Below are 23,733 nucleotides of genomic sequence, written 5' to 3' on the forward strand. Positions count from 1 at the left end.
AACCCTGGCTGGACTCCCCATGACCACGCAACCATTCACCTCGCTGCCGCTCGCGCCGCGCTTTCTTGCCAACCTCGCCAGCCTGGGCTATCACGGGATGACGCCGATCCAGGCCGCCTGCCTGCCGCCGGTGCTCGAGGGGCGCGACCTGATTGCCCAGGCCAAGACCGGCAGCGGCAAGACCGCCGCCTTTGGCATCGGGCTGCTGCACAAGCTTAATCCCGCCTGGTTCGCCATCCAGGGATTGGTGCTGTGCCCGACCCGCGAGTTGGCGGACCAGGTCGCCAACGAGCTGCGCCGGCTGGCACGCGGAGTCGGCAATATCAAGATCCTGACCCTGACCGGCGGCGTGGCGATGCGCCCGCAGATCGCCTCGCTCGAGCATGGCGCCCACATCGTGGTCGGCACGCCGGGCCGCCTGCGCGACCACCTGGGACGCCACACGCTCGACCTGTCGCATGTCCAGACCCTGGTGCTCGACGAGGCCGACCGCATGACCGACATGGGCTTCTACGACGAGATCGCGGGCATCGTCAGCGCCTGCCCCGAACGCCGCCAGACACTGCTGTTTTCGGCAACCTATCCGGACGACATTCGCTACGCCACCGCGAAATTCCTGCGCGACCCACTCGAAGTTGCCGCCGAAAGCCAGCACAGCGCCGGCCAGATCGAGCAGCGCTTCTATGAAGTCGGCTTCGACGGCCGCGACGATGCGGTGGCGCGCTTGCTCAAGCACTTCCAGCCGGTGTCCGCGCTCGCCTTTTGCAACACCAAGGTCCATTGCCGCGAGCTGGCCGAGACCCTGCGCGCCGCCGGCGTGTCGGCACTGGCCCTGTATGGCGAGCTGGAGCAGCAGGAGCGCGATGAAATCCTGGTGCTGTTTGCCAACCGCAGCTGCTCGGTGCTGGTGGCCACCGACGTCGCCGCGCGCGGCCTCGACATCGCCAACCTCGACGTCGTGATCAATGCCGACATTTCAAAGGATCCGGAAGTCCACGTGCACCGGATCGGCCGCACCGGGCGCGCCGGCGAAACCGGCCTGGCCTTGAGCCTGTGCGCCCCGAACGAAAAGAAATGGGTGCGCCTGGTCGAGGAGTACCAGAAGATCAGCGTCGAATGGCACCGCCTCGACGCGCTTGGCGAGCAGCTGGAACCGGCGGCGCCAGCGCCGATGGTGACGCTGTGCATCAGCGGTGGCAAGAAGGCCAAGCTGCGTCCGGGCGACATTCTGGGCGCCCTGACCGGAGACGCCGGACTGAGCAAAGAACAGGTCGGCAAGATCAATGTCACCGAGTTTTCCAGCTATGTCGCGCTCGAGCGCCACGCTGCGCATGCCGCCGTCGCGAAGTTGAACGACCGGAGCGCGCCGGGGCCAGAATTCGGCGTGATCAAGGGACGTTATTTCAAGATGCGCTTCCTGGAAGTCTGAGCATGGGTGCTGCCGCGTGGCAGTTAACTTATAGCTGAGTTGTAACCGAGTTGTAACAGCCCCGCACGGTTGGCCCGGCGCGTCACGGATCCGGGGCAAATCTGGCATGATTTGTCAAAATACAAATACCGGGCCAAGACACGGCGCTCTTCTGCGGCGTGGCAAGGCTCCATGCCAAGATGACCAGTTTACCCTTATCCCAAGCACAGACCGACGGCCGCACCGTGCGCGAGATCGTCGAGTCCGACCATGAACTCGTCAACGAGCCCTGGTGCCGCCGCGTGTTCCGTCAGATCCTGCAATCGCTCGAATTTCAATATGCGATGCAGATGCCGCACCGCCCCATCAGCCCGGATACCGTCCTCATCCTCGAGTCCGGCGACCCCATGCTGGCGCCCGCACCGGAGACGGATGCGCCGTGGTCCGAAGCCGACGACATGCACGACCTTGCCGCCGTCGTGTTCTTCGCAATCACCAAGGAAACCCTGCCCGCGCCGCCGCTGCTGGGCAGCGCGCCGGACGGGTACAGCGAGTCGTTTATCGCCGCCATCGACCGCTGCCTGTCCCCCGATCCGCAACAGCGCCCCCAGGACATCGAGCAGCTGCGCAATCTGCTGGGTATCGTCCCGCTGGGCCCGGCGGTACCGGCACAATCATTCGAAGCTTTCCAGGCCGCGTCTGCGCAACCGGTGGCGCCCGTTGCCGAACCCCAGGTAGCGCACCTCCATGAACCTGCGCAAACGCCAACCCCAGAGCCCGAGCCCGAGCCCGAGCCTGCAGCTTTAGCAGTTCCAGCGCCTGCGCTGCAGCGACGCTGGCCGCTGCTGGCCGCGGCGGCAGCGGCGCTGCTACTGGCGCTCGGCGCCCTGTTCGCCCTGCTGCGACAGGCCGACACGAGCGATACGCTCACGCTGGCCTTGCCGCAGCCTGTGCAGCCAGCGCCAGCGCAAGCAGTCTCACCGGCAGCGCCGCCCGCGCTGGTCCTGGCCGCACCGGCTCCGGCACTCCAGCCCAATGGCGAACCAGAGCAGCTGCCAGCAGCACCGGGCACGGTGACTCCGCTAGTGCGGGCCGACGTTCAGTCTGCGCGCCAGCGCCAGGCAGCCGCTGCAGGTGGAGCCACCTACAAGTTACTGATCAAGCCGTGGGGCATGATCGAGGTCAATGGCACCAGTTTCGGCGCCAGCCCGCCGCTCAAGCGGATCTCGCTGGCGCCGGGCCAGCACACCATCCGTATCGCCAACCCCAATTTCCCCGAGCATATCGTGACGGTGAATGCGGTCAAGGGCGGCTCGGCGATTATCGAACTGGACTTTACCGAAGAGGATAGCGAGTGACCATGGGAACCCGATTGCACATCTCTTGCATTGGCCTGCGCGCCGGTGCGCTGCTCGCCCTGCTGACGCTGGGTGGATGCGCGGAACTGAACGCGTTGATGGGCGCCCCCGACCCAGGCCGCGCGCAGACACGCGTGGAAGAACGCTCGCGTGCACGCAGCGACCGCGCCGAGCGCAATGACCGCAAGGAACGCGCCGAGCGCCCGGCAGCGCGCGCGGCGCGGCCGGCGCCGGATCGCGACGACAACGCGCTGCGCGAAGGAATCGGCCTCTACAACGATGGCGAGTTCAACGCCGCCATCAAGCGCCTGGACTCGGGCGACATGGACGGCGGCTCGGCACGCAATCGCGTCAACGCCCTCAAGTACACCGCCTTCAGCTACTGCGTCACCGGCCGTCCTGCGCCATGCCGCCAGGCCTTCGAGCGTGCCTTGCGCATCGATCCCTCGTTCGACCTCGCTCCCGGCGAACATGGCCACCCGTTGTGGGGGCCGGAATTTACCCGGGCGAAACAGGGCGCAGGACGCTGAGCCGGAACGGGGCCGCGCCAGCCGCCTAGGACTGGAGCTGGATACTGGCCGGGAAGGTCGGCGCGCGCCGGCGCTGCGAGGCCTGTTCGTAGGCATAGGCCATGCCGAGCAAGGCCGCCTCGCTCCAGGCCGCGCCCACGAAGCTGATCCCGACCGGCAAACCGCGCGTGAAGCCGGCCGGTACGGTGATATGCGGATAGCCCGCCACTGCCGCCGGCGTCGAGAAGCTGCCTGTGTAATGGTCGCCATTGATGTAGTCGGTGAGCCAGGCCGGGCCGCCGGTAGGGGCCACCAGCGCATCGAGCCGGTGCTCCTTCAGCACCTGGTCGATGCCTTCGTCGCGCGCATAGCGCAGGTCGTTGGCAAGGGCTGCGCGGTATTCGCGCGCATCGAGTCCAGGCGTGGCCTGCGAGGCGAGCAAGTGCTCCTGCTTGAAATGCGGCATCTCCCGGGCCGCATGCTGGTGGTTGAAGGCGATCACGTCCGCCATGTTCTTTACCGGCGCGTGCGGTGCGTATTGTGCCAGCCAGGCCGCCAGGCCCGGCTTGAATTCGGTCAGCAGCACTTCCAGTTCGCTTTCGCCATACTTGTCGGTGTTCGGCACTGTCACCTCTACCAGCTGGGCGCCCTGGGCACGCAGCACGTCGAGTTCGCGTTCGATGATCGCATCAACCGCGTCATGGCGGCCGAAGAAGTTGCGCGCAATGCCGATGCGCCTGCCCTTGAGCCCATCCTTGCGCAGCGCCGCGGCATAGTCGCTGCTGCGTCCCCGGGCTTCCAGGGTCGCCGGATCGGCAGGATCGAACCCGGCCAGCGCAGCGAGCAACAGCGCCGCATCGGTCACGCTGCGCGTCATCGGTCCGGCGGTATCTTGCGAGTGGGCGATCGGAATGATGCCACTGCGGCTGAGCAGGCCCAGCGTCGGTTTCAGGCCGACGATGCCGCACACGGAAGACGGCGACACGATCGAGCCATCGGTTTCGGTGCCCACCGTCAGGGTCGCCAGGCCCGCGGCGGCGGCGGCGGCGGAGCCGGAACTCGAGCCGCTGGTATTGCGGTCGAGGGCATGGGGATTGCGGGTCTGCCCCCCGCGGCCGCTCCAGCCGCTGACCGACCTGGTCGAGCGCATGTTGGCCCACTCCGACAGGTTGGTCTTGCCGATAATGACCGCGCCGGCCTTGCGCAGCTGGGCGGCAATATGCGCATCCCTGGTGGCGCGCACGCCGTCGAGCGCGAGCGAGCCGGCACTCGTGCTCATGCGGTCGCCGGTTGCGATGTTGTCCTTGACTAGCACCGCAATGCCATGCAGCGGTCCGCGCAGCTGGCCGGCGGCGCGTTCGCGGTCCATGTCGGCCGCAATCGTCAAGGCATCCGGATTGGACTCGATCACCGCATTCAGGCGCGGGCCGGCCCGATCGATCGCCGCGATGCGCGCCTGGTAGCCTGCCACCAGCGACCTGGAAGTCAAGCGCCCGGAGGCCATGGCGGCTTGCTGCTCGCGAACCCCGGCATCGAGGATGGCGTCGTGGGCATGTGCTTTCGCCTGTGCATTGCCGGCAACGGTGGCGACGCCTGCCCCTGCCCCGGCCGCCACGCCGAGCCGTACGAAATCCCTGCGGTCCATCGCGTCTCCTATTGTTTTTTTGAAAGCAATAGAATATCAGTGCCGTGCGACAGTGGACGCAAGGCGCGCATGCAGGGCCAAAAAAAAAGCTGCCCGAAGGCAGCATTTTCTTGAAAGCCGTCAGCTTAGTTGCGAACCACGCGCTTGTATTCGTTGGTGCGGGTGTCGATCTCGATGACGTCGTCCTGGCTCACGAACAGCGGCACCATGACAATGTGCTGGTGGGCTTCGATCGCGTTTTCGATCTTGGCTTCTTTCAGGACGTTGCCCGAGGTATTGCCCTTGACTGCCGGCTCCGAGTAGATGACCTGGCGTGCAATGGTTGTCGGCAGTTCGACCGAAATCGCCTTGCCATCATAGAACACGGCTTCGCATTCCATGCCGTCTTTCAGGTAGTGCAGTGCGTCGCCCAGGTTCTCTTCTTCGATTTCGAACTGTTCGTAATCGGCGTCCATGAACACGTACAACGGATCGGCGAAGTACGAATAGGTGACCGGCTTCTTGTCCAGCACGACCACGTCGAACTTGTCGTCGCCGCGGAACACGTTTTCAAGCGGGGCATTGGTGAGCAGATTCTTCATCTTCCACTTGTACGTAAAGCCCGTGCGGCTCGAACCGTTCACGTCCGAACGCAGCACGATGAATGGCTTGTCGTCGACCATAATGATGTTGCCAACACGAATTTCTTTAGCGGATTTCATAGTAGTTTTGCGTGAAAAAAGTAAGTTGCATTAAACCAGTAGTGGCCAGGGAGCGAAGCAGCTTTGGGGCCGACATTTGATCGTGAGTAATTCGTTACAGACTAACCGCGCATTATACCGGATTTTCCTGGGCTAATTTCAGTGCTGCGGCAAAATCCAGCAAGTTCGTCGCCAGATCGCCCGGTGCCTGCACCTGGCGGCGCCAATCTCCGGCGTGGGCTGCGACCTGCGATAGTGTGGCGCGCAAGGCGCACCAGGCCTGCGGCATCGACGCGACCGGCACCGCGCCATTCCACCCGAGCGAGAAATCGGCGAGCGCGTCGAGGCCGCCGGCATAGCGTCCGAGGAAGGCACGCAGCTTCTTGTGATGCAGGTTTTCTTCTTGCGGATAAATGTGCCATATGAAAGGACGGTCTGCCCATTGCGCCCGCACGAAGGAATCCTCGCCGCGCACGAAGTTCAGGTCACAGGCCCAGAGCAGGCGGTCGTAGTCATCCTGGGGGACGAAAGGCAGTACCCGCAGCGTCAGCGCCCCATGCGTCGCAGAAGCGCCGGCCACCGGCGCCGACCCTGATTCGCCACCCAGGAATGCAGCCACCGCGTCGGCAGCGACGCCTTCCGGAACCAGGCAAGTGACCGGTTCGGCTCCTTCGGCCCAGGCCTGCAGCAGGCCCGCGACCGGTGCGTGCGGATAGCAAAACAGCGACACCTTCAGCGCGTCCAGTTCGGGCGCTTCCACACCGAAGCCGGCCAGGAAGCCTGCCACCTCGCTGCGGTCGCCCTGGAAGGCGGCCCGCTCAGCGTCGAGCCCGGCTTCATGCAGCAGGCCACCGGTCCGGGCGGTAAAGCCGGGAAAGAAGAAATGTTTGGTCAGCTTCAGGCGCGGATGCATCGACGGCAAGCGGTGGCAGCCCTCCACCCACTGCTCCGCGCTCAAGCCTTCGAGATTGAACCAGATTGGCCGTGGGCTGCGCTGCGCCATTGCCGCGACATAGCCCGGCGGCAGGTCGACGGCGAAGAATTCGACCACGATGTCCGCCACCTCGTTCGGGACGAATGCTCCCTCCTGGCCGTGCCAATGGCGTACCAGCACGCCTGCCAGGTCCTGCTCGCCCGCGTCCACGTCGACCGGCGGGCAGATGCGGCGGAAGCTGCGCAAATCGTCCACCCACAGCGTGACGCGCACGCCGTGTTCGCGCGCGAGCTGGCGCGCCAGGCGCCAGCAGATGCCGATATCGCCGAAGTTGTCGACGACCTTGCAAAATAGCGCCAGGGTCGGCGCGGAAGGCAAGGCAGTAGGCAGGGTTGACGATGCAGGCGGGCTCATACGGGCGGGAGGTGGATGCGGGAAAGCCCGACATTTTAACTGAATTCACTGGCTCGTTTTAGCGCCGCAAAGCTGCCCGCGACTGTGCCTGCCCGCCTGCCTGGGCGCCATGTGAATCAACATTCCCAGTCATTTACAACCGTGCATCGCGGCTTGTTTGCGCCAACACAAGCGGCGGCGCAATGTGGGGAATTGCGCCGCTCAGGGCCCAAACTTCAGCATGCCCGTTCAGTCCAACGCCTATCCGCAAGGCGCCCGGGGCCACTAAACCGGGGCCCTGCCCTTCATTCGTGCACTGCCCTTTCCAGTATGCGGATGTCCATGCGAGCAGCCGTCCGCGCCAGGTGCGTCAGGGCGCCGACGTCTGGCCTGCCTGTGCAGCCAATGTCAACCCGGCTATGGCGGCTTATTCACAAAAGGAGTTGAACATGAACGAATACCAACAGTACGGTCTCGGCCAGCAGCAGATGGCTCCCCAGGGTTTCCTGGGCGGGATGCTCGGAGCCCCGCTGGGCGGCATGATCGGCAAGGGCATCGGTGGCATTTTCGGCAATCCCGGCATGGGTAGCCGCATCGGCGAAATGGCCGGCGGTATCGGCGGGGGCCTGCTGCCGTTCGGAATGGATGCGACCGGCACCGCGTTTGGCGGACAGCAGCAGCAACTACAGCAACAACTGCAGCAACTGCAGCAGCTGCAGCAACTGCAACAGCTGCAACAGCAGCAACAGCAACAGCAACAACAGCAACAGCAACAACAGCAGCATTTGCAGCAGCAGCAGCAGCAGCCATCGCAGCAGGGCCAAATGGCACCACAAGGCTTCGTCGGCAATCTGTTCAGCCAGTACGGCCGACCAGCCGGTGGCCTGATCGGCAACCTGAGTGGAAATTCGACACTGGGCAACATCGCTGGCGCCGCCCTGTCCGGGCTGGGCGGCCTGCTTCCTTTCGGTGCCGATGCCCAGGGCGGCCAGAACCAGCATCCGATCGTGCAGCAGTTGCAGCAACTACAGGCCCAGCAGCAGCAATTGCAGCAAATCCTGCAGCAGGTCCAGCAACAGCAGGCGATGCTGCAGCAACAACTGGCATCCGAGCAGCAGCAGGGCCAGATGGCCCCGCAAGGCTGGATTGGCAACATGATCAAGCGGGTCGCGCAACCGGTTGGTGGCTTTATCGGCGGCCAGTTGGGCAACCAGAGCCTGGGCAGTACGATCGGCGGCATGGCTGGCCAGATCGGCGGCATGTTGCCATTCTCGGTTGACCCATGGTCAGCCTATGCCCAGCAGGCGCAGTTCGGGGCTCAGCAAACCGTGCATTAAGCCTTCATCTTCCCATGGCGCCTTCCGTTCGCGGAAGGCGTATTACCGAGGAGCTGCCCATGCCGAGTTCCACAGTCGAACCACCCCCAGGCCACGCGCCGGGTCGCACCGTCGGCCGCTATATCGTAAGGGCCGCTGCCGACACGGCGGCGCTCCACGCATTCATCGACAGCCTCGGCGCCTATCCCGCCATACGCCTGGTCGACACCATCGGGCCGAGCGCCGGGCCGCCGCATACCGTCGTGGTCGAGACCGATCCCGATACCGCCGAGCAGATCCGGCAACGCTCCTATAACCAGTTAACGATCGAACCGGACCAGCCCCTGTCGCTGTTCGACTAGCGGGTCCTTAGCGGTCAGAAGGAAACACTATGCCAAAAACTCCCCAGGGCGGAACAGGCGAACAGCCGGGTCAGCCCGATGGCAACGAGAAGCATTCCCGATCCGACGATTCCGCTGGCGCGCGCGCGCGCGATGCGATCAGCGGACGCGCCGTCGTCGAACGCAAAAAAAAATACCTGGTAGCCCCGCGTAGCTCGCCTGCAGGCGCCGGATTCATGGCCCCGCTCGCGCTGGCCGCGCTGGGCCCGCTGGCCCGGTCCATGGCAACTGCCGCGATGGAACCGGCACCCAGCCTGTCGTCGGTACAGCAGGCCCTGCAGGGCCTGGGTGACATCGATATCGTCGATACCGTGGGCGCACCCAGCGGCGCCACCTCTTCGGGCATAGGCTTGGCCAGCCTCGGTGGTGCCGGCAATGGCGCCGTGGCTGAAGGCGTGCTGGTCGCGCGCATGACCGACCGCAAGGCCGGCGAATTGCTGCAGCGCGGCCAGGGCCGGCTACTCGTCGAACGCGACCAGCACCTGCAACTGCTCGACCCAATGCTGCAACGGCCCGACCTGGTCAGCTCGCTCACACCCTACAGCGGCCCGACGGCAGAGGTCGCCATTACCGTGCTGGGCAAGGATGGCGCGCCCCTGGCCGAGGCCGAGGTCTCGCTGTTCGGTGGCGTCCTGCCGAGCACCGGCACCAGCGGACCGGATGGCACCGTCCGCCTGCTGCTGTACGGCGACGACCCGCACATGATCAGCGGCCTGTACGTCAAGCCGCGTGCCGACTACTGGAGCTTCTACCAGCGCGACCCCGAGATCAGCCTGGCCGAACCGAACGTGGTCATGTTGCGGGCGCTGGCCGACTGGCCGGCCCTGCAGAACCTGCCACGCCAGAGCACGCTCGGCTGGGGCGCGCGTGCCATGCGCCTCGACTTGGTGCCGCCACAATACGGCGGCATGGGCATCAAGATCGCCGTGATCGATTCCGGTGCCGCCACCGCCCACGGCAACCTCAAGCACATCCGGGCTGGCTTCGACGTGATCAACAAGGCGACCGACCGCACGACCTGGAACACCGATACGCTCGGCCACGGCTCGCACTGCGCCGGCGTGATTGCCGCCGGAGATCCGACCTGGGGCATCCGCGGCTTCGCGCCAGACGCGGAAATCCACGTGTGCAAGCTGTTCCCCGGCGGTCAGATCAGCCAGCTGATCGATGCGCTCGAGTATTGCATCGAGAATCAGATCGATGTCGTCAATCTTAGCCTGGGCGGTGGCGCGCCATCCGAAGCGCTCGAGCGCCAGATCGTGCGCGCCAAGGGAGCTGGCGTCGCGTGCATCGCTGCATCGGGTAATTCCAGTGGTCCGGTACAGTACCCGGCCGCGTCGCCGCATGTACTGGCGGTGGCCGCCATCGGCAAGATCGATGAATTTCCGTATGACAGCTACCATACCGAGACCGTGGGTTCCGACATCGACGCGCAGGGCTATTTCACTGCGCGCTTCAGTTGCTTTGGACCGCAAATCGATGTCTGCGCCCCAGGCGTCGGGATCGTTTCGTCTGTTCCGCCGAATAATTTCGCGGCCTGGGACGGCACCTCGATGGCGGCGCCCCATGTCACCGGCCTGGCAGCCCTGGTGCTGGCACACCGGGCCGATTTCCAGATGCTGCGCGCGCGCTCGGCGGAACGGGTTGAGCGCCTGTTCCAGATCATGCGACTCAGCGCAAGGCCGCTGACGCTGTCCGACCCGTCGCGCATCGGCTACGGCATGCCCGATGCGCTGGTGGCACTCGGCCTGTCGCCGGCGGCGGGTCAGCAGGTGGGCAATTGGCAGATACCCACTCCAAGCTATGGAATGATCCCTGGGATGCTACCCGGCGCCATGATCGATGGTGGCCAGCATTCCCAGGCTTATGCCGCTCAGCAAGCAGCCGGAACGGCAGGCTTCCCGTTCGGGATGCCGATGGGAGGCATGCGTCCATCGGGATGGTGAAGCCGCGCTTGACCTCAGTGATTGCGGGCAGGCTCCATCGCGTAGCTAAGCCTGTCTGCGACGACGCCTCATAACGTGCACGCGTACGCTACCACTGTCGCGATCGCCGAAAATCGACGACAAAACGACGACAACCCGACGCGGGGAGAGCCGAAAGGGAAAAACAAAAGAGAAAAACAGAAGAGAAAAACGACGAAGGCAGATCAGGATACCGGAGCAGACTGCAGGGTCTGCGGGGAATGCGGGGTCTGCGGGGCTTGCATGCGCTGAGCGCCACTGCCTCGGGCGCAACGCCCCGGCAAACCATTTGGCCAATAAAAAACCGGAGCACCTATCCGCGCATGCGCGTTGGTTTGCTCCGGTCTTAACTGGCGTCCCCACGGGGATTCGAACCCCGGTACTCACCGTGAAAGGGTGATGTCCTAGGCCTCTAGACGATGGGGACCTAACACTGTACTTACTGCTAACTTTACTATCTGCCACTGCTGCACGATACCATCAGCGCCGGCCTGACTACCAAATTCTTGGCGTCCCCACGGGGATTCGAACCCCGGTACTCACCGTGAAAGGGTGATGTCCTAGGCCTCTAGACGATGGGGACCCTGGACTGCTACAACTTTATTCTGGTACTTGGTGGAGGTAAGCGGGATCGAACCGCTGACCTCTTGCATGCCATGCAAGCGCTCTCCCAGCTGAGCTATACCCCCCAAGGAACAACATTCTACCATACTGCAACGACTTCTACCAATGCGCGCCGCTGGTTGCACGCTGCCAGAATCCTGGCGTCCCCACGGGGATTCGAACCCCGGTACTCACCGTGAAAGGGTGATGTCCTAGGCCTCTAGACGATGGGGACCTGGAACTACCTAACTGCCTTGCTACACTACTTTACTGCACTTCAGAGTTGGTGGAGGTAAGCGGGATCGAACCGCTGACCTCTTGCATGCCATGCAAGCGCTCTCCCAGCTGAGCTATACCCCCGCAGTGCTGAAGTGCGAGCATTATAGCGGGGGTTCTTGCATTACGCAAATACCCTTTTTGCCTACAAATATTTCGCGACGCGCGCCATGACCACATCGCGTCCGAACAGCTCCAGCACCGCGTCGATGGCCGGGGTCTGCAACTGGCCGGTTACGAGCAGGCGCAGCGGCATGGCGATCAGCGGCATCTTCAGGCCGTGGGCGCCCAGCACTTCCTTGAGCATGGCCGCCAGCGCCGCCTTGTTCCACTCGACGTCCTGGCAGCGCTCGGCGAATGCCGCCAGGGCCGGCCGCACCGCATCGTTCAGGTGCTGGGCCAGCAGGGCCGGATCCGGCTGCGGATCGCGGTAGAACAGCATCGAGGCGTCGGCCAGCTCATTGATGGTATGGACACGGTCTTTTACCAGCGCCAGCACGCCCGGCAGCGCCGGCGCGCCCTCGAAGCGCGCGCCTTCGCGTTCGAGCACCGGGCGCACCAGGGTGGCCAGGCGCTCGTTGTCGGCCAGCTTGATGTAATGGTTGTTCAGCCACGCCAGCTTTTCCGGATTGAACTGGGCCGCCGATGCGGTCAGGTGCTCCAGGTTGAACCATTCGGTGAACTGCTGCATCGAGAAGATCTCGTCGTCGCCATGGCTCCAGCCCAGGCGCGCCAGGTAGTTCAGCATCGCTTCTGGCAAATAGCCCTGCTCCGGATATTCCATGACGCTGACCGCGCCGTGGCGCTTCGACAGCTTCTGGCCATCGGCGCCGAGGATCATCGGCAGGTGGCCGTACTGCGGCAGCTCGGCTCCCAGGGCGCGCAGGATGTTGATCTGGCGCGGCGTGTTGTTCACGTGGTCGTCGCCACGCAGCACATGGGTGATCTTCATGTCCCAGTCGTCCACCGCGACACAGAAGTTATAGGTCGGGGTGCCGTCCGGACGCGCAATGACGAGGTCGTCGAGTTCCTTGTTGGCGATGGTGATCGGGCCCTTGACCACGTCAACCCAGGTGACTTCTCCGCCTTCCGGGTTCTTGAAGCGCACCACCGGCAGCACGCCATCGGGCACGCTCGGCAGCGTCTTGCCCGGCTCCGGACGCCAGGTGCCGTCGTAGCGCGGCTTGTCGCCGCTGGCGCGCATGCGCTCGCGCATGGCCTCGACTTCGTCGGGCGAGCAATAGCACAGGTAGGCGCTACCCTGCTCCAGCATGGTCTTGACGACCTCGCGGTAGCGGTCCATGCGCTGCATCTGGTAGAACGGGCCTTCGTCGTGCTCCAGGCCGAGCCACTGCATGCCGTCCAGGATCGCCTGTACCGCTTCCGGGGTCGATCGCTCGAGATCGGTGTCTTCGATGCGCAGGATAAAGGTGCCGCCGAAGTGACGGGCGTAGGCCCAGGAATACAGCGCGGTGCGGGCGCCGCCAAGGTGAAGGAAGCCGGTCGGGCTGGGGGCGAAGCGGGTGCGGACGGTCATGGCGAAGGCGCGTAAAAGGTAAAGCGGCTATTTTACCCCGGCGCCACCGGCGCGCCCCCGCAGTGCTGCGTATCCATCCGCTCCCCACCCCACCCCGCCCCGCGCTTCAGACCGGATGCATGCGGCGCCGTTCGGGCCAGGGCGCGGCCCCCGCACGCTGCACCGCCGCTACCAGCAGGCGCGCCCCGCGCCGAATCTGTCCCGGCGTGTGGCGCGCCATCAGCTGCAAGCGCAGCCGCGCCGCCCCCAGCGGCACGCCGGGAAATTCGATCGGGTTGACAAACACCTGTTCGCGCGCCAGCAGCATGCCGGCAATCCGCGTGGCCGACTCCAGGCCAGTCCATACCGGGACGATCGGCGCGGGCTCGCCCATGCATGCGACCCCCTCGCCAGCGAGCAGCGCGCGCAATTCCACGGCATTGCGCAGCAATTCGGCGCGCAGCGCGTCGCCCTCGGCGCTGGCGACGATGCGCAGGCATGCGAGCACCGTCGCCGCCTGCACCGGAGACAGGGCACTCGAACACATGTCAGGCCCCGCGAACAGCTGCAACTGGCGCCGCACGCCCTGCTGCGCGCAGGCGACGAAGCCGCCATCGGACGCAAAGGTCTTGGAGAACGTACCCATCACCAGGTCGATCTTGCCCTGCATGCCCTGGGCGGCGATCACGCCGCCGCCGCCCGGCCCCATCGCCCCAAGGTCGTGTGCCACGTCGACCAGCAGCGTAGCGCCATACGCGCGGCACAGGTATTGCATCAACGGCAGGTCGGGGCTGTCGGCATCCATGCCGAACAGCCCTTCGGTGACCACCAGAATGGCGCCGGTGGTATCCACCGCGCGGATACCGGCCAGCAGTTCTCTTACGTGGTCGCAGTCGAGGTGGCGGTAGGCTGCGACCTTGCGGGTAGCTGCCGCCGCGCCCTGGCGTAGCGCAGCATGCGCCAGGGCGTCGATCACGACATGGTCGGCGCCGTGCACCAGTGCGGTTATGGCGCCGAAAGCGGCATCCCAGCCGGTCGGGAACAGCACCACATGCTGGCAGCGCAGCAGCTCGCCCAAGGCGCACTCAAGGGCCTGCGAATGGCGGCTATTGACCAGCAAGCTAGCCGAGCCGGCGCTATGCGGTCCGCACTCGAGCAAGGTGCGCACGGCCGCATCGCGCACGGCCGGGTGCGCGGCCAGCGACAGGTAGTCCTGGGACGCGAAATTAATGCCGTGCGCCGCGGGCCCGCCGTCGCCCGCGACCATCGCCTGTGCAGTCGGCGGGCCCTCGAGCGTGCGGCAATACGGCCAGAGGCCGTGCCGGATGCGCAGCGCGCACCAGGCTTCGAGCGGGGCGGAGCGGCGCAGCAGGTCCGCCCCGCGTGGCTGACGGTACAGCGCCGCGCTACCGCTCAGCGCTTCCGAGCAAGCGCGCGCCGGCAGTGCCGACATTTTTACAGGGTCTACAGGGTCGAGTGCCGGCGGTAGCGGCGCGGCCGCGTTTGCGCAGCGTGTTTCACGGGTCGTTGTAATATGCACGGCAAGCTCCGGGGTCTGATGATCATTGACTTCATGCGGGCACCAAGGGCGCCACCTTGCCCTGGCGCGCGAGCAGGGCCGCGACTTCGCCAGCCGGCAGCGGCCGGGCAAACAGGTAGCCCTGGGCCGCATCGCAGCCCATCGCGCACAGGTCGGACAGCTGCTCGGGCGTCTCGAGCGCTTCGGCGATGACCGTCAAGTGCAGCCGGTGCGCCATCGAGATGATGGCTTCGGCAATCGCGTACGAGCGTGCGCGACCCGCTGCTGCTGCGCCCGTAGCGCCGAGGCGGCGCACGAACAGCCCGTCCATCTTGAGAATATCGACCGGCAGCTCGGACAAGTAGTTCAGGCTCGAATAGCCGGTGCCGAAGTCGTCGATCGACACGATCACGCCGGCCTGGCGCAAGCTGCGCATCAGCGCGCAGTTACCGGCCAGGTCTTCGATCAGCATGCCCTCGGTAATTTCCAAATCGAGGCAACTGGCCGGCATGCCGGTTTCGCGCAGAATCGCCAGCACGCGCGCCGCCAGGCCGGATTCCTTGAGCTGGCGCGCGGAGAGATTGACCGCGGTCTTGATTTGCGGCAGTCCAGCCGCGCACCAGGCGCGGTTTTGCAGGCAGGCAGTGCGTAGCGCCCATTCGCCGATCGGCACGATCATGCCGGTTTCCTCGGCCAGCGCAATGAAGCGCCCAGGCTCGATGCGCCCGTAGACCGGATGCTGCCAGCGCAGCAGCGCCTCGACGCCGACTATGCGCCGGTCCGCCAGGTCGACCTGCGGCTGGTATTCGAGGAACAGCTGACCTTGCGCCAAGGCGTCGCGCAGGTCGCTTGTCAGCGCCGCCCGCTCGCTCGGAGGCTGCGCCGTTTGGCCCGTGTACATCTGCACGCTGTTTTCGCCCCTGCTCCTGGCGCGGCGCATGGCGATGTCGGCGCGCTTGATGAGCGTATCCAGGTCGCAGTCCTGCGCTGGATACAGCGCCACGCCAATTGCCAGCGTGACGAAGCAGTCGCGTCCCGCCACCGGTAGCGCCCGCCCGAAACGCTCGATGATCTTGCCGGCCACGCTACCCGCATCCGATTCGAACTCCAGGTCTTCCACCAGCGCGATGAATTCGTCGCCACCCCAGCGCGTTACCGAGTCGGAGTCACGCAGGCAACGCCGGATGGCAGCGCCGGCCTGGGTCAGCAGCGCATTGCCCGCTTCGTAGCCCAGTTCATCGTTGATTTCCTTGAAACGCGTGATCTTCACAAGCAGTAGCGCGATCAAGCGGCGATCGCGCTTGGCGCGGCCCATGGCGTGGCGCAGGCGCTCACACAACAAACTGCGGTTGAGCGCTCCGGTAAGCTGGTCGCTTTGGGCGCGCCCATGCAGACGAAGCACACGTGCGGGGGTAGCGCCGCCTGCCTCACCCTGCTCGCGCCCTGCCGGCACCACCGGCGCCACCGGCATGCGCTCATCGCCGCCATGGCACCGCACCTGATTACGCCCGCGCGACTTGGCCCCGTACAGGGCTTCGTCAGCGCGCCCGACGGCCTGCGCCGCCGCTTCGCCCGGCCGGTACTCGGCCACGCCGGCCGACACCGTCAGCGTGATGCCGGCGCCGGTGGCATCGGCGCTCCCCACCATGCAGCGCATGGCATCGACCGCCTTGCGAATGCGTTCGGCCATCACCACTGCGTCTGGCGCCGGGGTCTCAGGCAGCATCAGTAGAAACTCTTCGCCGCCATAACGTCCGAAGGTATCCGTGCCGCGGATCTGACCCTGCACCGTCTGGGCGAAGCTGCGCAGCACGACGTCGCCTGCCGCATGGCCATAGGTGTCGTTGATGCGCTTGAAAAAGTCGATGTCGAACAGGCAGAGGCAGAATGGGCGCCCGCTGCGGTCGCTGCGCTCCTTTTCGCGCTCGATCAGGCCGAGCAAGAAGCGGCGGTTATGGCTGCCGGTAAGCTCGTCGCGGATCGCCAGTTCGTTGATGGTCGAGAGGGCGCGCTGCAGCTTGACGAAACCTTCGGTCTTGGTCAGCTCGAACAACAGCACGAACACCAGCACCACGGCATACAAGCCCAGGTTCGAGATCAGGTGCAGCAGCTGCATGTCGACCGGCGGCGTCGGTGGCAGCGCTATTGCGCCAGCCTGCGCGGCCCAGATGGCGCCGCCGGCAGCGCAACTGAGCGCCAGCCAGAACACGCCGCTGGCTACGCCGCCGAGGAACATCGCCACCACCGGCACCGTCACCAGCCAGCTCGCGGTCGGAGCGTGGATGCCGCCAAGTTGCCATGTCAGCAAGGTGAAATTGAAAAACAGCGCGCACAGGAATAATGTACGCGCCGCCCGGATACTGCCGCTCAGGCACAGCACCGGCGGCGCCATCAACATCATGAAGCAGCACGCCAGGATTTCGAATGCCGCCAGTTTCAAGCCCAACAGCCAGTAAGCCAGCGCATACCCGGGGCCGGCGATGGCCGCCATCAGCGCCGCGTTGACGACATTCTCGGCACGCGCAAGCAGCGCCGCATCCTGGCGCAACTCCAGTGGTACGAACAGGTGGGCGGCGTCGAGGTAGCGCCGGCGCCACTGCTGTCTGCTGTTGTCGGTCATCGCACTCCCATGCGCCAGGCTCTACTTATCGAGTGTAGGCACGGAAATATCGACGAACTTTATTTTCAAACAGAAAGTCGCGTGATTGCACGGCGACAATCCCGGGGATGCCACCACGCGCCGGGATATGCAAGGAGGGTTAATTTGGCAAACGTATTTACTTGTCTGCGCCGCTTTCCTAGCATGGCGGGGTCCACCCGGGAGTCTTCATGCAACACAGTTTGTTAATCGGCAGTACCTGCCTGCTTGCACTGCTCTCCACGACCGGCGCCTCGCTGGCTTATCCGCTGCTGCCGCCACTATTCACGGGCGGCGCCGTCAACGGACTCAATGGCTTCCTGGAACTGCCACCGACGCTCCTGTTCGGCATTGCGGTGATGGTCAACCCGCTTGGCTTGCTGCTGGGCAGCGCGGTGCTGGGCCCGATATCCGACAGCCTCGGCCGACGCCGCATGCTGCTGCTGACAGCCATCGGCGCCGCCCTGGGCCACTTGCTAACGGCTTATTCGCTGCTGATCGAATCCTATCCGCTCCTGGTCGGGGCCCGTTTCGTGACCGGTCTGCTGGAAGGAAACGGCGCCATCTTGCGGGCCGTGCTGGCCGAACGCCTTGACGGTGCGCTGCGCAAGCATGCCCTGTCGTGGGTGAATGGCGCTTTCAATCTGGGGTGGCTGATCGGTCCGCTGCTGGCGGCGCTGAGCGCGCGCCATAGCCTGGCCCTGCCGTTCTACATTGCCGCTGGCGGACTGCTGCTCGGCACCATGCTGGCGGTGCCGGCCCTTGCCAGGGAATCGGGACGCGCGCAGACCCACCACTGGTGGACCCTCGCTACCCGCCATCACGTCTTCACCCTGCTGCGCCATGATGCGCTGCGAACGCTGTTTGCCATTCACTTCTTCTATGCCTGCGGCGTGGCTGTCTTTTACGAATATTTCCCGCTGTGGCTGGTTGAAGTGGGCAAGCGCGACGCTGCCGGCATCGCGCTCGTCAACATGGGCATGTGCTTGCTGATGACCTGCGCCGCGTTATTTGCCGGCCGCGCCAGCCCGCGCGACGCGCGCCATCGGGCCAGCATCCAGGCCGGCGCTGCGGCGCTGGCGATTCTGAGCCCAGGCTTGGGCAACCTGTGGATCGGCGTTGCCGCCATTATCGTGTTCGGCCTGCCGCATGCCTACTACAATGCAACGCTGCAGGGCTGGGCCGCCGAACAGTTCGCCGGCCACGGCCACGGCGCCGTCATGGGGCTACTCTCCACCACCTTCTGCCTGGCAAATATCGTGATGGCGCTCGTTGGTGCGCTACTGGCACTGGTCGACCTGCGCCTGGTCTTTCTGGTTGGCGCTGCGCTGGCAGCATGCGCGGCGCTTGCCATGCGACGCTGGAGCCGCATGGCGATGGTGGTGGGGCGCGAGTTGGATTGCCCCGGCGCGGTCAATCGTTCCTGACCACGATGCTCGGGAACTTGCTGGTCATGTCCTTGGCCTTTTCGGCCACCTTGATGGCGACCTTGCGTGCGATCTGCTTGTAGATCTCGGCGACCGCGCCGTCCGGGTCGGCAACCACGGTCGGGCGGCCGGCGTCGGTCTGTTCGCGGATCGACAGCGTCAGCGGCAGCGCGCCAAGGAAGTCCACGCCGAAATCGCGGCACATCTTCTCGCCGCCACCCTGGCCGAAAATCGCCTCGGTATGGCCGCAGTTCGAGCAGATATGGGTACTCATGTTCTCGACCACGCCAATGATCGGGATGCCGACCTTCTCGAACATCTTCAGGCCCTTGCGCGCGTCGAGCAGCGCGATGTCCTGGGGCGTGGTAACGATCACGGCGCCGGTGACCGGCACCTTCTGCGACAGCGTCAGCTGGATGTCGCCGGTGCCCGGCGGCATGTCCACGATCAGGTAGTCGAGGTCGCGCCAGTTGGTCTGCTCCAGCAGTTGCTGGAGCGCGCCGGTCACCATCGGGCCGCGCCAGACCATCGGCTCGTCCGGGTCGATCATGAAGCCGATCGACGAGACCTGTACGCCGTGGTTCTCCAGCGGTTCCATGGTCTTGCCATCCGCGCTTTCAGGGCGTCCGCTGACCCCGAGCATCATCGGCTGCGAGGGGCCATAGATATCGGCGTCGAGAATACCGACGCTGGCGCCCTCGGCGGCGAGCGCCAGCGCCAGGTTGACGGCGGTGGTCGACTTGCCGACCCCGCCCTTGCCCGAGGCGACGGCGATGATGTTCTTGACGTTCGGCATGACCTTCAGGCCACGCTGGACCGCGTGCGACAGGATTTTGCTATACACCCTTGCGCTGATGTTACCAATGCCCGGCAGCGCCTTGAGCGCCGCGGTGGCGCTGGCGCGGATGGCGCCAAATTGGCTGGCTGCCGGATAGCCCAGCTCGATATCGAACGCAACATCGGCGCCGCTGACCTGGATGTTCTTGACCGACCGGGAGGAAACAACATCTTTTCCGGTATTCGGATCGACCACCGTCGACAATGCCGCCTTGATCTCGTTCTCTGAAATGCTCATGTATTTCTCCAATGTGATGGCCCGAAGTGTAGCGCAAAATGCAAGGATGCCCCCTGCGCCATCCTTGCAGGAACGGCACAAGCGGGAATACCCCCTGCGCGGGAGGGGCCATCCGCTGGTAAAATGCTTCTTTCCATAAACCTGAAGCGCTTCGACCATGACCCGCAAGCTGTTCGTCACCACCGCCCTGCCCTACGCTAACGCTGCCTTCCATATCGGTCACATGATGGAATACATCCAGGCCGACATCTGGGTCCGGTTCCAGCGAATGCAGCGCGATGGCGATGCGCTCAGCGGTCAGCGGCGCCAGGTCCATTTTGTCTGCGCCGACGACACCCACGGCACGCCGATCATGATCGCGGCCGAAAAAGAAGGCATCACGCCACAGGAATTCGTCGCCAAGATCGCCGCCGGCCGCGCCCAGTACCTCGATGGCTTCCATATCACCTTCGACAACTGGTATTCCACCGATTCGCCGGAAAATGTCGAACTCTCGCAAGGCATCTACCGCAAGCTGCGCGATGCCGGCCTGATCGTTACCAAGACCGTCGACCGCTTCTACGATCCGGTCAAGGGCATGTTCCTGGCCGACCGCAACATCAAGGGCGAATGCCCGACCTGCCACGCCAAGGACCAGTACGGCGACAACTGCGAAGTCTGTGGCGCCGCCTACCAGCCAACTGAACTGATCAATCCGTTCTCGGTCTTCACCGGCTCGACCCCGGTGCTCAAGCCCTCGGAACAGTATTTCTTCAAGCTGTCCGACCCGCGCTGCTTCACGTTCCTGAAAGAGTGGCTCAACACCCCGGGCCGCCTGCAGCCGGAAATGGTCAACAAGGTCTCGGAATGGCTGGGCGAGTCCGGCGAAAAGCTGGCCGACTGGGACATTTCCCGTGACGCCCCGTATTTCGGCATCCCGATTCCGGATGCCCCAGGCAAATTCTTTTACGTGTGGCTGGATGCGCCGGTCGGCTACCTGGCTTCGCTGAAGAATTATTTCGACAAGCAAGGTCTCGATCTCGATGCTTTCCTGAACGATCCGCAGGCCGAACAGGTGCACTTCATCGGCAAGGACATTGTCTCTTTCCACCTGCTGTTCTGGCCGGCGATGCTGAATTTTTCTGGCCATCCGATCATCGACGGTCTGAAGGTCGCGGTGCACGGTCACCTGACCGTCAACAACGAAAAGATGTCCAAGTCGCGCGGCACCGGCATTTCGCCGCTGCGTTACCTGGAACTGGGCATGAACCCGGAATGGCTGCGCTATTACCTGGCCTTCAAGCTCAATGCCAAGGTCGAAGACCTCGACTTCAACGGCGACGACTTCGTTGCCCGCGTCAATAGCGACCTGATCGGCAAGTACGTCAACATTGCCAGCCGCTGCGCCGGTTTCATTGCCAAGAAATTCGACGGCAAGCTGGCCGATTCGCTGTCCGATTCAGCCAAGGGCTGGATCTGCAAGGCCCTGATGGCCGACGGCGCCGAGCGCCAGGCCAGCATCGCGGCCAGCTTCGAAGCACGCGACTATGGCCGCGCGCTGCGCGAGATCATGGAAATCACTGACGTCGTCAACCAGTACGTCGATGAGCACAAACCGTGGCTGCTGGCCAAGGACGAGAGCAAGCTGGCCGAACTCCATGACGTCTGCACCACCGCGCTGATCCTGTTCCGTCAGCTGACCATCATGCTCGCGCCGGTGCTGCCGCAGGTCGCCGCGCGCGTGAGCGAATTCCTGGGCGACGGCGAACTGGCCTGGTTCGATACCCATGGCGCGGCCGTCTACGAGACCATGCTGGGCCGCAGCATCGGTACCTATAGCCACCTGATGCAGCGCGTCGACGCCAAGATGGTCGAGAACCTGTTCGACAAGCCGGTAGCCGCTGCGGCAGTAGCCAGCATGCCCGCTGCGGTCGCGGCCGACGCCCCTGTACCAGCTGGCGCGGGGACGTCCGGCGACATCGAGCCGCTGGCCCCTGAAATCTCGATCGACGACTTTCTGAAGGTCGACCTGCGTGTGGCACGCATCGTCAACTGTGAACACGTCGAAGGCGCTGGCAAGCTGCTGCGCCTGACGCTGGACGTGGGCGAAGGCCGCCATCGCAACGTGTTTTCGGGCATCAAGTCGGCCTACAATCCTGAAGAGCTGGTCGGCAAGCTCACTGTCATGGTCGCTAACCTGGCCCCGCGCAAAATGAAGTTCGGCGTCTCGGAAGGCATGGTGCTGTGTGCCTCGGCGTCGGATGAAAAGGCCAATCCTGGGCTGTACCTGCTCGACCCGATGGCGGGGGCGACGCCGGGGATGCGGATTCGGTAACGGAACGCATGGTAACGGGGTTCCCGCCTGCGCAGGAACCCTGGTTGGCCGCCTGCAGCCCTGCCTCCTTGCTCCCCCAAATCGATTCCCACACCCCTCCCCAGCGTTATAATGGCGTGTTTTTCTGAAACATGCGCTTAGTGCCTTCCTTCAGACCATACAAGACAGGTAGATAATAAAATGACTGAACTGACCCCTCTCCGCCACATTCCGCACACCAACGTGTTCCGCAAAGGCGATGTGTTCGTCCTGTTTGGCGAACTGTTCGGGCGCGGCTACGTGAATGGCCTGATCGACGAGGCGCGCGCCGCCGGCATGACCATCGTCGGCATCACCGTTGGCCGCCGCGACGAGACCGGCGCGCTGCGCGCGCTGGACGCGGCAGAGCTGGCGGAAGCGGAAGAGAAGCTCGGTGGCCATATCATCAACGTGCCGATGATGGCCGGTTTCGACATGGACGCTCCGGAAGGCGAGCAGAATCCGACCGAGATGCTGGCCAAGATCACCCTCAAGAGCTGGCAAGAAGACAAGCTGGACTGGGACAAGATCGAGGCCTGCCGCGCCGCCGGCGTGGCACGATTCACGCGCTCGGCAGCCATCGTCATGCAAGAGATCGACAAGCTGGTACCGCAAGGGGCGAATGTCTTCTTTGCCCACACCATGGCCGGCGGCATCCCAAAAATCAAGGCTTTCCTGGCGATCGCCAACCGCATCTATAAAGGCCGCGGCGAGCGCTTCATGTCCTCGCGCGCGCTGCTCGAGAGCGATCTGGGCAAGCTGATCCTGATGAACTTCGACGAAGTCACGGCCAACACGCTCAACTACCTGATCGATGCCTCAGCGGCGATCCGCGAGCGGGTGACCCAGGCTGGCGGCGAAGTGCGCTACACCGCCTACGGCTACCACGGGACCGAGATCCTGATCGATGGCAAGTACCAGTGGCAGACCTATACCAACTATACCCAGGGCTATGCCAAGATGCGGCTCGAGTCGGTAGCCCAGAGCGCCTGGAACCGCGGCATCTGGGCCACGGTGTTTAATTGCCCCGAAATCCGCACCAATTCTTCCGATATTTTCGTCGGCGTCGAACTTTCGCTGTTCCCTTTGCTGAAGGCGCTGAAGAAGGAAGGCGGCGGCGCCTGGGCCGACCAGCAATGGCAGATCTGCCAGGATCTGCTGGGCGACGAGACCTCGCTGGAATCGCTGCTCGACACCATCGAGCGCTACAACAACGACAGCACCAGCGCCGAGTTCCGCGACTTTCAGGCCTGGCCGATGGACAACACGCCGGCACTGGCCGACGTCATGATCGGCACCTCGGAAGCAATCACGGCGCTGCACAAGGACAAGAAAGCCTTGATTACCGACCACTTGTCCGCATTGGTGCTGGAAGGCGCCGGCCCGCTGATGTTCTACGGCGCGTCGGAAAGAATCGCCCCGGTCCTGTGGCTCAACCACGACATCATCGCGCGCCAGCTCAACGAACTGCACCAGCCGGCTTGACGTCGTCACCTCTTTCTCTTCAGGCAACTATGATCTTCTCGAAAAAACACACGCTCTACGAATCCGAGCATACCCGCTTCATCCGCGAACTCAAGGCCCAGACTCCTGGCATGGAAACGCGCCAGCTGGAAGGCCGTTCGCTGCTGTGGGACAAGGCGCCGCTGTCGCTGGACGAACAGGAGCGCGCCCGCAAGTCGCAGCTGCGCCAGAACGCTTACCCGTACCAGAACAAGGTCTGAAGCCGGGGACACCCC

Annotated in this window: 17 protein-coding genes and 5 tRNA genes; 10 read left to right on the forward strand and 12 right to left on the reverse strand. The window is 64.4% G+C overall.

Annotated features, from left to right (window positions below; translation table 11 throughout):
* Window positions 1-19 precede the first annotated feature (19 nt).
* The 3 genes from dbpA (at window position 20) to NRS07_RS12980 (ending at window position 3,296) form a co-directional block, all read left to right on the forward strand.
* A complete protein-coding gene (dbpA, locus tag NRS07_RS12970) occupies window positions 20-1,429 on the forward strand; it encodes an ATP-dependent RNA helicase DbpA (RefSeq protein ID WP_259207526.1) in 1,410 nt (469 codons plus the stop codon).
* 179 nt (window positions 1,430-1,608) lie between these two features.
* Window positions 1,609-2,766, forward strand: coding sequence for a hypothetical protein (locus NRS07_RS12975; RefSeq protein WP_259207528.1), 1,158 nt, complete (start codon window positions 1,609-1,611; stop codon window positions 2,764-2,766).
* A gap of 2 nt (window positions 2,767-2,768) precedes the next feature.
* A complete protein-coding gene (locus tag NRS07_RS12980) occupies window positions 2,769-3,296 on the forward strand; it encodes a TssQ family T6SS-associated lipoprotein (protein ID WP_259207530.1) in 528 nt (175 codons plus the stop codon).
* A 25-nt stretch (window positions 3,297-3,321) separates the two neighbouring features.
* Here NRS07_RS12980 and NRS07_RS12985 read toward each other — a convergent pair whose 3' ends face one another.
* The 3 genes from NRS07_RS12985 to earP form a co-directional block, all read right to left on the reverse strand.
* On the reverse strand, window positions 3,322-4,920 hold the full coding sequence (locus NRS07_RS12985) for an amidase (protein WP_259207533.1): 1,599 nt from the start codon (window positions 4,918-4,920) through the stop codon (window positions 3,322-3,324).
* A gap of 125 nt (window positions 4,921-5,045) precedes the next feature.
* Entirely contained in the window at window positions 5,046-5,621 is a 576-nt protein-coding gene (locus NRS07_RS12990) for an elongation factor P (protein ID WP_259207535.1), read from the reverse strand.
* 112 nt (window positions 5,622-5,733) lie between these two features.
* Entirely contained in the window at window positions 5,734-6,948 is a 1,215-nt protein-coding gene (earP, locus tag NRS07_RS12995) for an elongation factor P maturation arginine rhamnosyltransferase EarP (protein ID WP_259207537.1), read from the reverse strand.
* Between the two features lie 428 nt (window positions 6,949-7,376).
* On the opposite strand from earP, the gene NRS07_RS13000 reads away from it, so the two are divergent.
* Genes NRS07_RS13000 through NRS07_RS13010 form a run of 3 tightly spaced genes read left to right on the forward strand, consistent with a single transcriptional unit; the run spans window position 7,377 to window position 10,590 of the window.
* Complete coding sequence (locus NRS07_RS13000; protein ID WP_259207538.1) at window positions 7,377-8,264, forward strand: hypothetical protein; 888 nt, start codon at window positions 7,377-7,379, stop codon at window positions 8,262-8,264.
* A gap of 59 nt (window positions 8,265-8,323) precedes the next feature.
* The gene (locus tag NRS07_RS13005; protein ID WP_259207540.1) at window positions 8,324-8,605 is read left to right on the forward strand and encodes a hypothetical protein; all 282 of its coding nucleotides are present in this window, start codon (window positions 8,324-8,326) and stop codon (window positions 8,603-8,605) included.
* A 29-nt stretch (window positions 8,606-8,634) separates the two neighbouring features.
* On the forward strand, window positions 8,635-10,590 hold the full coding sequence (locus NRS07_RS13010; protein WP_259207542.1) for a S8 family serine peptidase: 1,956 nt from the start codon (window positions 8,635-8,637) through the stop codon (window positions 10,588-10,590).
* 369 nt (window positions 10,591-10,959) lie between these two features.
* Here NRS07_RS13010 and NRS07_RS13015 read toward each other — a convergent pair.
* The 8 genes from NRS07_RS13015 to NRS07_RS13050 all read right to left on the reverse strand — a co-directional run bounded on the left by NRS07_RS13015 (window position 10,960) and on the right by NRS07_RS13050 (window position 17,142).
* Window positions 10,960-11,035 (reverse strand) — tRNA-Glu (locus NRS07_RS13015).
* Window positions 11,036-11,115: 80 nt separating this feature from the next.
* Window positions 11,116-11,191: transfer RNA gene (locus tag NRS07_RS13020), tRNA-Glu, on the reverse strand.
* 30 nt (window positions 11,192-11,221) lie between these two features.
* Window positions 11,222-11,297: transfer RNA gene (locus NRS07_RS13025), tRNA-Ala, on the reverse strand.
* Between the two features lie 73 nt (window positions 11,298-11,370).
* A tRNA-Glu gene (locus NRS07_RS13030) sits at window positions 11,371-11,446 on the reverse strand.
* A gap of 49 nt (window positions 11,447-11,495) precedes the next feature.
* Window positions 11,496-11,571, reverse strand: a tRNA-Ala gene (locus NRS07_RS13035).
* Between the two features lie 61 nt (window positions 11,572-11,632).
* Window positions 11,633-13,024 carry a glutamate--tRNA ligase gene (gene gltX / locus NRS07_RS13040; protein ID WP_259207544.1) on the reverse strand — a complete coding sequence of 464 codons (1,392 nt, stop codon included), beginning with the start codon at window positions 13,022-13,024 and terminating at the stop codon, window positions 11,633-11,635.
* Between the two features lie 106 nt (window positions 13,025-13,130).
* On the reverse strand, window positions 13,131-14,543 hold the full coding sequence (locus NRS07_RS13045) for a pyridoxal phosphate-dependent aminotransferase family protein (RefSeq protein ID WP_259207546.1): 1,413 nt from the start codon (window positions 14,541-14,543) through the stop codon (window positions 13,131-13,133).
* 31 nt (window positions 14,544-14,574) lie between these two features.
* A complete protein-coding gene (locus NRS07_RS13050; RefSeq protein ID WP_259207548.1) occupies window positions 14,575-17,142 on the reverse strand; it encodes a bifunctional diguanylate cyclase/phosphodiesterase in 2,568 nt (855 codons plus the stop codon).
* 209 nt (window positions 17,143-17,351) lie between these two features.
* On the opposite strand from NRS07_RS13050, the gene NRS07_RS13055 reads away from it, so the two are divergent.
* Window positions 17,352-18,587, forward strand: a complete 1,236-nt coding sequence (locus NRS07_RS13055) for an MFS transporter (RefSeq protein WP_259207550.1) — start codon at window positions 17,352-17,354, stop codon at window positions 18,585-18,587.
* On the opposite strand, the gene apbC is transcribed toward NRS07_RS13055, so the two are convergent.
* Window positions 18,574-19,662, reverse strand: coding sequence for an iron-sulfur cluster carrier protein ApbC (gene apbC, locus NRS07_RS13060; RefSeq protein WP_259207552.1), 1,089 nt, complete (start codon window positions 19,660-19,662; stop codon window positions 18,574-18,576). The two genes, NRS07_RS13055 and apbC, sit on opposite strands and share 14 nt — an antisense overlap.
* 157 nt (window positions 19,663-19,819) lie before the next feature.
* On the opposite strand from apbC, the gene metG reads away from it, so the two are divergent.
* The 3 genes from metG (at window position 19,820) to NRS07_RS13075 (ending at window position 23,718) form a co-directional block, all read left to right on the forward strand.
* Window positions 19,820-21,976 carry a methionine--tRNA ligase gene (gene metG / locus NRS07_RS13065; RefSeq protein WP_259207553.1) on the forward strand — a complete coding sequence of 719 codons (2,157 nt, stop codon included), beginning with the start codon at window positions 19,820-19,822 and terminating at the stop codon, window positions 21,974-21,976.
* 180 nt (window positions 21,977-22,156) lie between these two features.
* A complete protein-coding gene (locus tag NRS07_RS13070) occupies window positions 22,157-23,479 on the forward strand; it encodes a hypothetical protein (protein WP_259207555.1) in 1,323 nt (440 codons plus the stop codon).
* A 29-nt stretch (window positions 23,480-23,508) separates the two neighbouring features.
* Window positions 23,509-23,718 carry a DUF3460 family protein gene (locus tag NRS07_RS13075; RefSeq protein WP_259207558.1) on the forward strand — a complete coding sequence of 70 codons (210 nt, stop codon included), beginning with the start codon at window positions 23,509-23,511 and terminating at the stop codon, window positions 23,716-23,718.
* The last annotated feature ends 15 nt before the right edge of the window (window positions 23,719-23,733 follow it).

The organism is Massilia sp. H6, from assembly GCF_024802625.1.
Classification (GTDB): Bacteria; Pseudomonadota; Gammaproteobacteria; order Burkholderiales; family Burkholderiaceae_D; genus Telluria.

What these genes read in the sequence shown, in the direction of transcription:
- dbpA (WP_259207526.1), top strand. Translation starts at nt 20, where the DNA reads ATGACCACGCAACCATTCACCTCGCTGCCGCTCGCGCCGCGCTTTCTT.
- NRS07_RS12975 (WP_259207528.1), top strand. Translation starts at nt 1,609, where the DNA reads ATGACCAGTTTACCCTTATCCCAAGCACAGACCGACGGCCGCACCGTG.
- NRS07_RS12980 (WP_259207530.1), top strand. Translation starts at nt 2,769, where the DNA reads ATGGGAACCCGATTGCACATCTCTTGCATTGGCCTGCGCGCCGGTGCG.
- NRS07_RS12985 (WP_259207533.1), bottom strand. Translation starts at nt 4,920, where the DNA reads ATGGACCGCAGGGATTTCGTACGGCTCGGCGTGGCGGCCGGGGCAGGG.
- NRS07_RS12990 (WP_259207535.1), bottom strand. Translation starts at nt 5,621, where the DNA reads ATGAAATCCGCTAAAGAAATTCGTGTTGGCAACATCATTATGGTCGAC.
- earP (WP_259207537.1), bottom strand. Translation starts at nt 6,948, where the DNA reads ATGAGCCCGCCTGCATCGTCAACCCTGCCTACTGCCTTGCCTTCCGCG.
- NRS07_RS13000 (WP_259207538.1), top strand. Translation starts at nt 7,377, where the DNA reads ATGAACGAATACCAACAGTACGGTCTCGGCCAGCAGCAGATGGCTCCC.
- NRS07_RS13005 (WP_259207540.1), top strand. Translation starts at nt 8,324, where the DNA reads ATGCCGAGTTCCACAGTCGAACCACCCCCAGGCCACGCGCCGGGTCGC.
- NRS07_RS13010 (WP_259207542.1), top strand. Translation starts at nt 8,635, where the DNA reads ATGCCAAAAACTCCCCAGGGCGGAACAGGCGAACAGCCGGGTCAGCCC.
- gltX (WP_259207544.1), bottom strand. Translation starts at nt 13,024, where the DNA reads ATGACCGTCCGCACCCGCTTCGCCCCCAGCCCGACCGGCTTCCTTCAC.
- NRS07_RS13050 (WP_259207548.1), bottom strand. Translation starts at nt 17,142, where the DNA reads ATGACCGACAACAGCAGACAGCAGTGGCGCCGGCGCTACCTCGACGCC.
- NRS07_RS13055 (WP_259207550.1), top strand. Translation starts at nt 17,352, where the DNA reads ATGCAACACAGTTTGTTAATCGGCAGTACCTGCCTGCTTGCACTGCTC.
- apbC (WP_259207552.1), bottom strand. Translation starts at nt 19,662, where the DNA reads ATGAGCATTTCAGAGAACGAGATCAAGGCGGCATTGTCGACGGTGGTC.
- metG (WP_259207553.1), top strand. Translation starts at nt 19,820, where the DNA reads ATGACCCGCAAGCTGTTCGTCACCACCGCCCTGCCCTACGCTAACGCT.
- NRS07_RS13070 (WP_259207555.1), top strand. Translation starts at nt 22,157, where the DNA reads ATGACTGAACTGACCCCTCTCCGCCACATTCCGCACACCAACGTGTTC.
- NRS07_RS13075 (WP_259207558.1), top strand. Translation starts at nt 23,509, where the DNA reads ATGATCTTCTCGAAAAAACACACGCTCTACGAATCCGAGCATACCCGC.